The following is an 11,965-nucleotide window of genomic DNA, read 5'->3' on the forward strand; positions in this document are numbered from 1 at the left end:
CTAGTACCATGTACCACAAATAATTTCGCATTGTAATATACAATTTAAATGTGTCTGATGAGGCATGGCCAACCGATACAAAGTGACCCTAACGCAAGCAGAGCGCGATCAACTCACCGAGCTTGCCCGCAACGGGAAATCGACGGCGGTAAAGTTTATTTACGCCCGCGCGCTGTTACTCTGCGACGCAGGGGAGTTTGGGCAGCGGTGGACGGTGGCGGACACGGCGGCAGGGATGGGTGTGAGTACACGTACCATCGAGCATCTTAAGCAGCGCTTTGTTGAAGGGGGATTGGATGCGGCGTTGGCGCGCAAGCCATTGATTAAGAGCAAAGCGGCTGTTTTTGACGGTGAGTTCGACGCCCGCTTGACTGCACTGGCCTGCTCGCAAGCGCCGAGCGGCTACCAGCGGTGGACAGTACGGCTCTTGGCCGACAAGCTCGTTGAGCTAAAGATCGCCGAGGCCGTCTCCCCGATGACCGTTCATCGTTCTCTAAAAAAAACGAACTGCGGCCTCATTTAAGCAAATACTGGAAGATCCCACCCGATGCTGACGCGGCCTTCGTTGCCGCCATGGAAGATGTACTGGAAGTATATCGTCTGCCGCTTGATCCGCGCTTCCCTGTGATTTGTATGGATGAGTCTAGCAAGCAATTGGTTGGAGAGGTTAATGCGCCAATCCCGATTGCTCCAGGCCATGGCCAAATCATCGACTACGAATACGTGCGCAACGGAGTGGTCATGCTTTTTGTTGAGGTCGAGCCGCTGACGGGACGCCGCCACGTCGAGGTGACTGAGCGACGCACCCGCAAGGATTGGGCCTGCTTTATTAAGGGCATGCTCGATGAACGCTACCCCGACGCGGTCAAGGTCCGCCTGGTCATGGATAATCTCAATACGCACGCCATCGCCTCACTCTGCGAAACCTTTGCGCCGGCTGAAGCCCGCCGCTTAGCCTGAATTCCGAAGTTCAAACCAACCACAGATTACACAGATTGCACAGATACAATCCCTTAGGAGGTAAACGGACTCAGCTTGATCCCCTTTTTCTCATCCTGTCTTCAAATTCAGTAACACTCTGTTATCTGTGCTCATCTGTGAATTCCGTGGTTAAAACTTCGGCGTTCGGGCTTAGCCGAGCGGCTGGAAATCCACCATACTCCTAAGCACGGCAGCTGGCTAAACATCGCCGAGATCGAACTGAGCGCACTCAGTAGCCAGTGCCTGTGCCGACGTATTCCCACCCTCATCGACTTGCGCCATGAGGTTGCCTCTTGGCTCCACCACCACCGCAATCAGCGCGCCGCCCCCATTAACTGGCACTTCACAACTGAAAAAGCTCGGATAAAACTAGTGAGACTTTATCCGAAACTTTTAGTGGTACATGGTACTAGGGAAATACTAATCGTTCGGACCAGCTTCAGCGGATCGGATTGGTCACGTGGATCAGCGATGGGCGGCGTTGAATTTTTGCCAGCGGCGTTTGAGGGCTCCGGGGTCGGGTTGATGCGTCTCCTCCTTGGGGAGAGTTATTTTCCGCCCCTGCCATTCGGTATAACCGCCTTTTTGCTGAGCCATCGGCGCTACATGGATGACGTGGGTGTCCGGCTCGATTGCGATGAGGTGGGCGTCAAAGAGGGCGTGAATATCGCGGCGCAGCAGGATGCCGTTGCTCGGATGGTTGGAGTCCGGGGCAATATAATCGTCGATGTGCGCGGCCTCCAAGACCTGGTCGACCATACACCCGGTTACGCTGCACGCCTGACCATACGCCAACCCCAGGGTCTTTCGAAATAGCGCCTGGTCCGGTCGGGGCCGCACCAACTGCGACTTCTTGGGCACGGCATTTTGGGGCGGGATGTAAGCGCCGGCCGGCGGCAGTGCGTAGGTGAACGTTCCACCGTCCTCGAACGAATTATCCTCCTCGCCCTTCCATTCCAGTTTACTGAGTTCGGTTCTCCCTCTGTCAGTGAAGGTCAGGCGCGCGACGCCTGGGAAGGACTTCATGCCTATCGTTGGGTTTTTTATAGGGGAGGTAATCCAAGGTGGCGACCAAGCCCTCTTTGCTGACATCGCATTGGGCTTCTTCTCCGCTCAGCTTTCCGCGCCCTTCGCTCATCGGGTGTTTGACGCCCTTTAAGGGTAAATCGTCTTGAAACCAGTCGAGCGGAATGACGTCGCTCACGTAGGCACCGCTCCACTTGAGAACGATGACGGCGGCCGTGTTCGTTGGGAGCGGCGAGGCGGCAGATTTGATGCGTTTGCGAGCGGTCGTTGGGGACATCGTAGAGCCTGTGGTGGCGAGTTGGGGGTGAGCGTGGAGACGGCTTATGCGGATTTGCGGGGGCGGCCGCGGCGGCCGGTGCTGGGGGCGCTGGTCGGGGTGGCGGCGGGGGTCGTGCTCGCGGTGCCGGTGAGCTCGGCGACCAGGGCGCTGAGCAGGTTCGCCCCGCTCGCCCGCGCCTCCGCCAACTGACGCTCCAAGCCGTCCACCAACCCCATCAGTTGCTCCACCTTGGCCACGATCCGGCGTTGTTCGCCCAAGGGAGGGAGTGGCATGACGAAGTCCTGCAAGAACTCTGTCTTCAGTTTGCATGTGCCGTGCGACGAATGCTCGATTGCGGCGAGGACGTCCGGCTCAAAGGCGCGAAGCGCCACGAGGAGGTATTCGTTTGTCTTAGGCTCGTAAGACAGCAGCGCCTTCATGTCTTGGTTAATGGTCACTTCTCGCGTTGTGAGCGCGACCGGGAACGCACGTGCGAGAATCATGCCTCGAACAACCATGAGTAAACTACCGGGCGGAATGAGTCTAACGGACGAACCCTCAACCGCTGCCGGAGAAATGTGGTCCTGCGCATCTGCAATATGCAGCACCTTCATGTCCTTCGGGCTCACCCAAGGAAGATCGCCCTTCCAAAACTCAGGACGGGATTTTGAAGGGGTTCCACCGCCGCGCCACTCCCCCATTTTTGCGAGAGGCACGCGGAGCCAATGTGCCGGAAAGCTGTCTTTGTCCGATTCAACTCCAGATGAAGCCAGTTCCGGAAACGTCTCCTCCGCCGGTTCGTCGTTGGGGTCTTGGGGGACGAGTTTGCCTTGGACGGCGAGGGTGAGGATGGCTTTGCGCAGGTCGGCGGGGGGGATGGCGTAGGACCGGTGGAAAATGAAGTCGAGATTGGCCGGGGTGGGCGCGTCGGCAAAGCGGGCCAGCGCCGCCCGCCCCAGCGCCGCCTGCCCCTCCGCCCGCACCGCCTGCTCCGCCTCCAGCCGATCACACAGCCCCAGCAACTCCTCCACCTTCGCCACAATCCGCTGCTGCTCGGCCAGCGGCGGGAGCGGGAAGGGCTGAACCTCGAACTCCTCGTATTTCAAGCTCTGCACCGTCATCCCTGTTTTAACGAGAGATGTAAGGATAAAGTTAGTCATGCCTCGCAGCATGATCTGAATATAACGCTCAAGTCCTTCGACGAAGGGCGACAAGACCTTCAAGTCTTGGTTTACCGTGCCACTAGCACGGAGTATCGAAACGGGAAATGTCCGTTTTAATATTCCGCTTCTCGCAACCATGACCAGACAGCCTGGGGAATAAATTTGGAGTCCCGTCGCTTTCGTCGCCTCGTGGGTGATTTTGAGTTCAGATTCGGTCAATTCATCTGACTTAATATCCTTCGAGGAAAACCAATTAACGTCGCCATCCCAGAATACAGACTTGTCTTTCGACGGCGTCATTCCGCCCGACATCGAGCCAATTTTATTTAACGGAACCCACGCCCAATGCGCTGGAATAACGATGGGGCGATCTTGAGATGAAACTGCCGCCGTAGTGCGATTTCTGTTTTTAACACGCCGGGCTTTTGCGGCCGCTAGAGTGTCGACTAGTTCGCTGACAGGAGCGTCGCCTTCATTGTGATTTGAGAGCCGTCCGCTAACCGCCAGCTCCAGCACTAGCTCACGCAGTTTCCCCACCGCGCCGGGGGTATCAGCTAACTGGTCGAATTTCTGAAAAAAGGTATCGAGGGTCATTTCGCCGTCTCCTTCTCAGCGCTTCCAGCGAGTTCTTCCGTGTCTTCGCTGTCCCACATTTCGCGGTAGGCACCAATGTAGTCGGCGGTAGCGGCGGGGTTGAGGGTGAAATAGTAGCGGCAGAGGGTGCGAAACAGGACGAGGCCTTCCGGGATGCAGGCGCAGTCCAGGAGGCGGTCGAGCAACTGTTCAAGGTGCTGGTGATCGCGGGATCGGCTCTGGATGATGGATTGGACGAGGGGAGCGCAGGCGGCGGCCATCTGCCGGTGGTGTTCGTTCAAGGAGGCGGCCAGCGCGCGAATGCCTTCGAACTCAGGGGTGGCTGAGGGCGGGGATGACGGCCGACGCTGGCTCGCGGCCGGTCGGTGGGATTTCGTTTTAGGGGGCATGGCCGATTTCCTTGCCGATCTGTTTGAGGAAGGACTGCATGACGGACTTTTTGGGCATTTCCACGGCGTAGCGGGAGACGAACAGCTGGTTGGGCATATCGCCCAGGGCGAACTCGACGAGCGCCTCGTTTTTGCGGGTGCAGAGGAGAATGCCGATCGGCGGCTGGTCGCCGGGGGTCATTTCGTGGTGTTTGTAGTAGGCGACGTAGGTGTTGAGTTGGCCGAGGTGTTCGTGGGTGAAGGCGGCCGTCTTGAGTTCCACCAAGACGTGGCACTTGAGGACGCGGTGGTAGAAGACGAGATCCACAAAAAAATGCTCGTCGCCGATGAGGATGCGTTTTTGCCGGGCCTCGAAGCAGAAGCCGTGGCCCATCTCCAGGAGGAATTCCTGCAAGCGGTCGAGGAGGGCGTCCTCCAGGTCCGACTCGCCCATAGCCTCCTGCGCACGGAGCCCGAGGAATTCGAAGACGTAGGGATCGCGGATGATTTGGGCGGGGTGGAGGGTTTCCGCTTTGGCGTGGGCCAGGGCGGAGAGCTTGGCTTTGTTTTTGGAAAGGCCGCTGCGTTCGTAGTAGAGGCTGGCGATCTGGCGGCGTAGCTCACGGACGGACCAGTTACCGCGAATGCACTCCAGCTCGTAGAAGCGGCGTTGGGTGGCGTCGGTGAGTTGAATCAACTCAGAAAGGTGGGTGAAGGATAGGCGGTGGATCAATTCGGGAGACACTGTCTCCACAATTGGAGATTCGGCAGTCAGTGACTCCCGAATTGGGATTGGCAGGAAATCACTCAGCGGAGGAAGCGCGTTAGCACCCGTATCCGAGGGAGATTTGGCAGTCACTGACTGCCAAATCCGGGGATACACGTGGTAGAGCTGCCTGTAGCGGCGAAGTTCGCGGGGGGTGACCTGTGGCAAACCGTGAGCCGCAAGACGTTGAGAAAGGGTGGTCATGAGGTCCTCCCCATAAGCCGCGCGATCCGCACCGTTCTGCTCAAACTCGACGATGCGGTATCCGATAAACCAGTTTCGCAGCGTGAGCCCGACGTTGACGGCTTTGGTGGCAAATTCCTGCGCCTGGCGATGGATCTGGGCAATCGAAGCAACCAGCGACTCAAAATTGCCGGTCAACTCCGATGGCTTGGGTGATTTCTTACGTGCCGCGACGGTTTTAGCGGGAGCCTTCTTTTTCATCGGCTGAGCGCCTCCAGGAGCTGGGCTTTTAACTGGCTGCGGGTTTCGGCGATCTGGGCGAGCAGCTTTTCGTATTCGGGCAGGAGGTGGTCGACGTCGCCGGGGCCCTCGTCGGTGGAGTGCGGGTTTTTGAGGTCGAGGTTGAAGCCACCGGCGCGGATCTGGTCGATGGAGACGCGCCAGGCCTGGGCGTTTTCCACGCGGGAAGCGAAGCCGTCGGACTCGTTGCCCCACCACTCACGCTCGGCGGCAAACTCCTCGATGCGGATGGGTTTGCCCTTGTTGTAGCTCTTGGCCCCGGCCGGATAGGGGTGCTCGTAATACCAGACCTCGCGGGTGGGCGCGCCCTTGGTGAAAAAGAGCAGGTTGGTGCGGATGCCGGTGTAGGGGTTGAACACGCCGTTGGGCAGACGGACGATGGTGTGCAGGTTGCACTCGGTGAGGAGGGATTCCTTGATGCGGGTTTTGACGCCTTCGCCAAACAGGGTGCCGTCGGGTAAGACCAAGCCGGCGCGACCACCGGGCTTGAGGATCTTCATGAGGAGCACGAGGAAGAGGTCGGCGGTTTCGCGGGTGCGGAACTCGGCCGGGTAGTTGGCCTCGATGCCGTCCTCTTCCATGCCGCCGAAGGGCGGGTTGGTGACGATGACATCGACGCGCTCCGAGGGACTCCAGTCGCGCAGGGGGCGGGCGAGGGTGTTGTCGTGGCGGACGTTGGCGGGCACGTCGATGCCGTGGAGCAGCAGGTTGGTCATGCACAGGACGTGCGGGAGGTGCTTTTTCTCAATGCCGGCGAAGCAGTCCTGGATGATTTTCTCGTGGGCCTCGGTTTTGGCCTGGCTGCGCAGGTGCTCGATGGCGCAGGTGAGGAAGCCGCCGGTGCCGCAGGCGGGGTCGAGGAGGGTTTCGCCGAGGCGGGGGTTGACCTGCTCGACGATGAACTGGGTGACGGCGCGCGGGGTGTAAAACTCACCGGCGTTACCGGCGGATTGGAGGTCTTTGAGGAGCTGCTCGTAGATGTCGCCGAAGAGGTGGCGGTCCTCGGAGGCGTTGAAGTCGATGCCGTTGATCTTGTTGATGACTTGGCGCATCAACGTGCCGTTCTTCATGTAGTTGTTGGCACCGTCGAAGGCGGCGCGGACCAGCACGACGATCTTGCCGCTACCGCTGAGGGTTTTGAGTTTGGGCAGGAGGGTGTTGTTGGTGAAATCCAGGAGGGCGTCGCCGGTGATGCCTTCGGCGTCGGTGGCCCAGGTGCGCCAGCGGAGGTGCTGGGCGAGGGGGGATTTGTAGGCGTCGTCGAAAAGTTCGAGCTGGGTTTCGCGGTCGTCGAAGATTTTGAGGAAGAACATCCAGCCGAGCTGGGCCAGGCGCTGGGCGTCGCCATCGACACCGGCGTCTTTGCGCATGATGTCCTGGATGGTTTTGATGAGATTGGAGACGTTGGCCATGGGTAGTGACTGCTTGACTAAGTGGGAGCGTAAGGGAAGAGTACAAACAAGTTGGACTGGAAATTTCCGGTCGGCGCTAGGCTTCTGGGATTTCCCGGAGGCCTTTCGCATTTCTAGGGCAGATGCTTGATGCCCCAGCCCTCGATTTTGCCGGACGGACTGCGCCAGAGCTTGGACTCGATGATGTCGAAGGCGCGGTTTGGCTGGGTGGGGCGCAGGTGTTTTAAGCCAACGGGGCGGGCCATGAGATCGGTGAGTTGCAGACCGGAGGAATTGGCGGACTTTGGAACCATGGCTAAGGAAAAAGGCAGCGGGCGGTGAAGCGCGTTGGCCCCATCGCAGACGCGACGAAAAGCCAACTCGAGTTCGCAGTCTTCCTTCCGGCCCCGGCATTCGACAATCACCGGGGTGGTTTTGCCGCCTTGGCCACGATCATCAAGTTCACGAAAGACGCGCTCGAGCCCGACTTCCATGGCGTAGTCGTAGGGGCCGATATGGGTGTGGTAGCTTGCAACCAGGGCTGGTTTGTCGATGACCACGGCGACGACCGTGGCGGGGAGCGCCACCATAAGATCGCTTAGCCGCGAGAGGAACCGCTCGCGAAGGGGTTTTTGCAGGAGAAAGAGAAAGTGGCCGTGGGGTTTGCGAATCTCATGCTCATGGAGGACAACCTCGTCGTGCCCCCAGAACTCGAATTTGAACCGCTGGAGGTCGGGGCAGACCTGTGCGAGGTAGTCGTCCTTGCGAATGATACAGAACAGGAGAACGAAGACGGGGTATTGGGGGTCGATCTTGGTGAGTTCGTGGTCGCCACTTTCGTCCACATAAACGAGGTAGTCGCCGTAGGGAATAGGCGATGCCGCAGGGGTGTTCATGTTAGGCCGCTTTCTGGTAGAGGGCGGTTTCGAGTTCGCGGATGGCCGCGAGGTAGGCGGGCTTGCCGCCAAAAAGGGTGACGATTTCGATCGGCGTGCCGAACTTGGAGAGCGGATCGACTTTGAGGATTTCGAGGGACTCCACGCTGGTGATGCCGCTATCGGCGTATTTCTGGAGGAGCGCGTCGAGGACGGCGCGGGCCTTGTCGCCGTACTTGCCGAAGACGTTGCGCTTTTTTACCTGGGTGGCGCGTTCCTTCCGGGTGAGCGGCGGCTGGTCAAAGGCGACGTGGCAGACGAGGTCGAAGGCGTCGTAATCGCGGCCGACGGCGGCGGCGAGTTCGTCGAGGAAAACACCCTGGGTTGCGAGCTCTTCCAGGATGGCCTGCTTTTTGTCGGCGTCGCGCCAGATGGCGAGGAAGGCGTCGAGGGAGGCGTAGGTCTGGCGGAGGGTTTTGCGGGAGTAGTCGCGGAGGGACTCGGTGATCAGCTTGCCGTTGGCGTCGAGGTATTGGACGCGCTCGGTGGCGACGCGGACCTCGACATCATGGACGACGTAACGGGTGGGTTTGCCGCCGGTCGGGCCGGTGGTGCCGGTGAAGGGATCGGAGCCGAGGCCGGTGGAGGACGGGTCTTCGGCGCAGGTGTCGTCGAAGGGAGGCGGCGGGGTGTCGGCGGGCGGGACCACGGGATCGTCGGCACCGGGTTCGTAGATTTGCACGGGATCACCATCGAAATCGGGATCGGCAAAGAGGGCGGTGGCCCGTTTGAAATCCATGATGGTGAAGAAGAGTTTTTGGTAGTCCTCGTTGATGCGGGTGCCTCGGCCGATGATCTGCTTGAACTCGGTCATCGAGGCGATGCGGCGGTCGAGGACGATCAGTTGGCAAGTCTGGGCATCGACGCCGGTGCTCATCAGGCGGGAGGTGCAGGCGATGACCGGGTAGGTGGACTCGGGGTCGATGAAGTTATCGAGCTGGGCCTTGCCCTCGTCATTGTCGCCGGTGATGCGCATGACGTATTTGGGGTTGGCGGCGGCGAGGTCGGGGTTGGCGTTGACCAGGGCTTGGCGCATGCGCTCGGCGTGGTCGATGTTCTCGCAGAAAATGATGGTCTTGGCGTACCGGTTGGTGGCGCGGAGGAACTCGGTGACCTTGGCGGCGACCAGGGCGGTGCGTTTTTCCAGGATGACGGTGCGGTCGAAGTCGCGGTCGTTGTACTCGCGGTCCTCAATGAGTTGGCCGTGTTTGTCGGTCTGGCCGGACTCGGGACGCCAGCCGTCGAGGTCTTTGTCGATGCCTATGCGGACCACTTTGTAGGGGGCGAGGAAGCCGTCGGCGATGCCCTGGCGCAGCGAGTAAGTGTAGATGGGCGCGCCGAAGTATTCGATGTTGGAGACGTCCTTGGTCTCCTTCGGCGTGGCGGTGAGGCCGATCTGGGTGGCCGAGGTGAAGTAATCCAAAACCTTGCGCCAAGCGGCATCATCGGCGGCGCTGCCACGGTGGCACTCGTCCACCACGATGAGGTCGAAAAAGTCGGGGGAGAATTGGGTGTAGATGTTCTGCTCCTCCTCGGTGCCGGTGACGGCTTGATAGAGGCAGAGGTAGATCTCGAAGGCCTTGTCGACGGTGCGATTGGTGATCTTGGTCATCGCCTGACCGAACGGTTTGAAATCGTTGGTCTTGGTCTGGTCGGCGAGAATGTTGCGATCGACGAGGAAGAGGATGCGTTTCTTGGCCCCGGACTTCCACAGCCGCCAGATGATTTGGAAGGCGGTGTAGGTCTTGCCGGTGCCGGTGGCCATGACCAGCAGGATGCGTTTTTCGCCGCGAGCGATGGCGTCCACGGTGCGGTTAATGGCGACCAGTTGGTAGTAACGCAGGGACTTGCGGGAGCCGTCGTCGTAGTAGTCCTGGGTGGCGATGGCGGTCTGGTCGGCGGAGTAACCCTTGGCGGCGCGGTAGCGGGTCCAGAGTTGCTCGGGCGAAGGGAACTGGTTGAGGGGGATTTCGCGGGTCACCGGGCCGCTGGTGACGGTGCGGTCGTGCTCCAGGAAGGCGTCGCCGTTGGAGCTGTAGGCGAAGGGGACATCGAGGGTTTCGGCGTAATCGAGGGCCTGCTGCATGCCCGCGCCGACGGTGTGGGTGTTGTCCTTGGCCTCGATGACGGCGAGCGGGAGGTTCGGTTTGTAGGAGAGGATGTAGTCGGCCTTCTTGGCCTCACCGCGTGAAACCAGTTTGCCGCGAACAATGACGCGGCCCTTGGTGAAATAGGCCTCCTCGCGGATTTGGGTCATCAGGTCCCAGCCGGCACCGGTGGGCGCAACCAGCGCCGGGGTGATGAACTTGGTCCGGATGTCCGTTTCCGTGAGGGCTTTTTTGTTCATGCGGCGGACGGGCGGGCGGATGGATTGATGTGGAGGGGCGTGGCGCGAGCCGGGGCGGAAGCGGCGGGGGACGGGGTGGTGGAAGACTTAGCGCGCGCCATGGATGCGGAGGTTTGTGAGTAGGGGGAGCGCGGTGAGCAACGCTGGGGTTGGGGGAAATGCGCGGGGGATTTACAGGTGAGGAATCGGTCGCCCCAACGAAACTTCATGACGCCACGCGGGCTGCTGCTTCGCTGAAGCGTGGTTGTGTCAGTTCTGTCGGGCACTACCCTATCGGCCAGAACTGTTGCAGGTGATGTCGCTGGCATGAAAAGCAAGCGGCAGGATTTCGCCCCTTGCATATGGGCACCAAAAAAGTTGAGAGAGGGAACGTTAGTGTATTTCGGCTGGGTTGGAGAAAACCCCAAACAGTTCTCACTTTACCCCGTTTCCGTTCTCACTTTCTACGCATCTGGAGAACAAAAAAACCCCGCATCTCGAAGGAGAAACGGGGTTTATAAAAGAATGGCTGCCCGACTAGGGATCGAACCTAGACTAAGCGAGTCAGAGTCGCTTGTGCTACCATTACACCATCGAGCAGTAAGGAAAATCGTGCGGGGGCGGGAACGCACCCAAGTTGGAGCCGGCGATGGGATTCGAACCCGCAACCGCCTGTTTACAAAACAGGTGCTCTACCATTGAGCTACGCCGGCAAAAGGAAAACCGACACGACAAAGAGATTTAAAGAACAATGCCTGACAACTAAAACCGCCCTCGGCTTGCGCCTCGGGCGGAAAATTTGGTGGTTCCCCCGGGACTCGAACCCGGAACCAATTGATTAAGAGTCAACTGCTCTACCATTGAGCTAGGAAACCTAAAAACGAAAGATCAGACACTCGAATTACCCAGCTGTTTGTCAACGACCTTTTTGTTTTTTTTAACGCCCCTGTTCGCACCCACCCCACCCGAGGAAACGAAGTCGCCCGAACGCGAAATCCCAAGGGCCCAGCGGCGTTTTTTCTTCAGGAAAAACCGCCTCCGCGCCATGCGCTGTTCGCCTCCACCTCAATCACCCAAAAAACGCATCATCGCCCCCACCCTGTCGCAGGGGCGCAACGACACCGCTCATTCCAACCCGAGCGCTTGTCGCCCAGCCGGGGAGATCATCTGCGGGGTCCAAATCGGATCCCAGACGATGTGCACCTTGGCCGACTCGACCGTCGGCAGCGCCGCAATTTTCTGCCGCGCATCTTCCGCAATCACCGGCCCCATGCCGCAACCCGGCGCGGTCAGCGTCATCTTCACCTCCAGCACGTGTCCGCCCGTCGCAGTCGACTCCACGCTGAGATCATAAATGAGGCCCAGATCAACGATGTTCACGGGGATTTCCGGGTCGAAACAGGTCTTCATTGCCGCCCATACCGCCGCCTCACTGAACTCGCCGGTAGCCACCGCAGTCACCTCGCCGCCCAGCTTCGCCAAATCAAAGCCGCTGAGCGCGTCCGCATGCTCACGGTTGATGCGAAAAAGCCCCCGGTCGGTGCGCACCGTGACGCTCCCGCCCAACGTCTGCATGACGTGGGCGTGGGTGCCTTCAGCCAATGTCACGGCGTCACCGGCAGGAATCAGCGTGGCCGGAATGGCGCGAGTCAGAGTGTAGTCAGATTTCATAA

11 protein-coding genes and 3 tRNA genes are annotated in these 11,965 nt (G+C 59.6%); 2 read left to right on the forward strand and 12 right to left on the reverse strand.

Going from position 1 to position 11,965, the window contains the following annotated elements:
• The first annotated feature begins 64 nt into the window (after positions 1-64).
• Together H2170_04790 and H2170_04795 are read left to right on the forward strand one after the other, a co-directional pair.
• The gene (locus tag H2170_04790) at positions 65-523 is read left to right on the forward strand and encodes a helix-turn-helix domain-containing protein (protein MCS6299404.1); all 459 of its coding nucleotides are present in this window, start codon (positions 65-67) and stop codon (positions 521-523) included.
• 50 nt (positions 524-573) lie between these two features.
• Positions 574-960 (forward strand): transposase, encoded by a 387-nt coding sequence (locus tag H2170_04795; protein MCS6299405.1) that lies wholly within the window; start codon positions 574-576, stop codon positions 958-960.
• Positions 961-1,446: 486 nt separating this feature from the next.
• Here the strand turns inward: H2170_04795 and H2170_04800 are convergent, their stop codons facing one another.
• The 12 genes from H2170_04800 to H2170_04855 form a co-directional block, all read right to left on the reverse strand.
• On the reverse strand, positions 1,447-2,007 hold the full coding sequence (locus tag H2170_04800) for an HNH endonuclease (GenBank protein MCS6299406.1): 561 nt from the start codon (positions 2,005-2,007) through the stop codon (positions 1,447-1,449).
• Complete coding sequence (locus H2170_04805; protein MCS6299407.1) at positions 1,967-2,284, reverse strand: hypothetical protein; 318 nt, start codon at positions 2,282-2,284, stop codon at positions 1,967-1,969. The genes H2170_04800 and H2170_04805 overlap by 41 nt, the downstream gene beginning before the upstream one ends.
• A gap of 44 nt (positions 2,285-2,328) precedes the next feature.
• Positions 2,329-3,945 (reverse strand): restriction endonuclease subunit S, encoded by a 1,617-nt coding sequence (locus H2170_04810; protein MCS6299408.1) that lies wholly within the window; start codon positions 3,943-3,945, stop codon positions 2,329-2,331.
• A gap of 74 nt (positions 3,946-4,019) precedes the next feature.
• The gene (locus H2170_04815; GenBank protein MCS6299409.1) at positions 4,020-4,412 is read right to left on the reverse strand and encodes a hypothetical protein; all 393 of its coding nucleotides are present in this window, start codon (positions 4,410-4,412) and stop codon (positions 4,020-4,022) included.
• A complete protein-coding gene (locus tag H2170_04820; GenBank protein ID MCS6299410.1) occupies positions 4,402-5,601 on the reverse strand; it encodes a DUF1016 family protein in 1,200 nt (399 codons plus the stop codon). Before H2170_04820 ends, H2170_04815 begins: the two co-directional genes overlap by 11 nt.
• On the reverse strand, positions 5,598-7,052 hold the full coding sequence (locus H2170_04825) for an SAM-dependent DNA methyltransferase (protein MCS6299411.1): 1,455 nt from the start codon (positions 7,050-7,052) through the stop codon (positions 5,598-5,600). The genes H2170_04820 and H2170_04825 overlap by 4 nt, the downstream gene beginning before the upstream one ends.
• A 113-nt stretch (positions 7,053-7,165) precedes the next feature.
• The gene (locus H2170_04830; protein MCS6299412.1) at positions 7,166-7,903 is read right to left on the reverse strand and encodes a DUF3800 domain-containing protein; all 738 of its coding nucleotides are present in this window, start codon (positions 7,901-7,903) and stop codon (positions 7,166-7,168) included.
• A 25-nt stretch (positions 7,904-7,928) separates the two neighbouring features.
• Positions 7,929-10,313 (reverse strand): DEAD/DEAH box helicase family protein, encoded by a 2,385-nt coding sequence (locus H2170_04835; GenBank protein MCS6299413.1) that lies wholly within the window; start codon positions 10,311-10,313, stop codon positions 7,929-7,931.
• A 505-nt stretch (positions 10,314-10,818) separates the two neighbouring features.
• Positions 10,819-10,892, reverse strand: a tRNA-Gln gene (locus H2170_04840).
• A gap of 38 nt (positions 10,893-10,930) precedes the next feature.
• A tRNA-Thr gene (locus tag H2170_04845) sits at positions 10,931-11,005 on the reverse strand.
• A gap of 87 nt (positions 11,006-11,092) precedes the next feature.
• A tRNA-Lys gene (locus tag H2170_04850) sits at positions 11,093-11,167 on the reverse strand.
• A gap of 250 nt (positions 11,168-11,417) precedes the next feature.
• Complete coding sequence (locus H2170_04855; protein MCS6299414.1) at positions 11,418-11,963, reverse strand: DUF59 domain-containing protein; 546 nt, start codon at positions 11,961-11,963, stop codon at positions 11,418-11,420.
• Between the last annotated feature and the right edge of the window lie 2 nt (positions 11,964-11,965).

Origin of the sequence: Opitutus sp. (genome assembly GCA_024998815.1) — a bacterium.
Taxonomy (GTDB): Bacteria; Verrucomicrobiota; Verrucomicrobiia; order Opitutales; family Opitutaceae; genus Rariglobus.

Excerpts from the sequence above, each read along its gene's own strand:
- H2170_04800 (MCS6299406.1), bottom strand. The coding sequence starts at position 2,007 with ATGAAGTCCTTCCCAGGCGTCGCGCGCCTGACCTTCACTGACAGAGGG.
- H2170_04790 (MCS6299404.1), top strand. The coding sequence starts at position 65 with ATGGCCAACCGATACAAAGTGACCCTAACGCAAGCAGAGCGCGATCAA.
- H2170_04805 (MCS6299407.1), bottom strand. The coding sequence starts at position 2,284 with ATGTCCCCAACGACCGCTCGCAAACGCATCAAATCTGCCGCCTCGCCG.
- H2170_04815 (MCS6299409.1), bottom strand. The coding sequence starts at position 4,412 with ATGCCCCCTAAAACGAAATCCCACCGACCGGCCGCGAGCCAGCGTCGG.
- H2170_04820 (MCS6299410.1), bottom strand. The coding sequence starts at position 5,601 with ATGAAAAAGAAGGCTCCCGCTAAAACCGTCGCGGCACGTAAGAAATCA.
- H2170_04825 (MCS6299411.1), bottom strand. The coding sequence starts at position 7,052 with ATGGCCAACGTCTCCAATCTCATCAAAACCATCCAGGACATCATGCGC.
- H2170_04835 (MCS6299413.1), bottom strand. The coding sequence starts at position 10,313 with ATGAACAAAAAAGCCCTCACGGAAACGGACATCCGGACCAAGTTCATC.
- H2170_04795 (MCS6299405.1), top strand. The coding sequence starts at position 574 with ATGGAAGATGTACTGGAAGTATATCGTCTGCCGCTTGATCCGCGCTTC.
- H2170_04855 (MCS6299414.1), bottom strand. The coding sequence starts at position 11,963 with ATGAAATCTGACTACACTCTGACTCGCGCCATTCCGGCCACGCTGATT.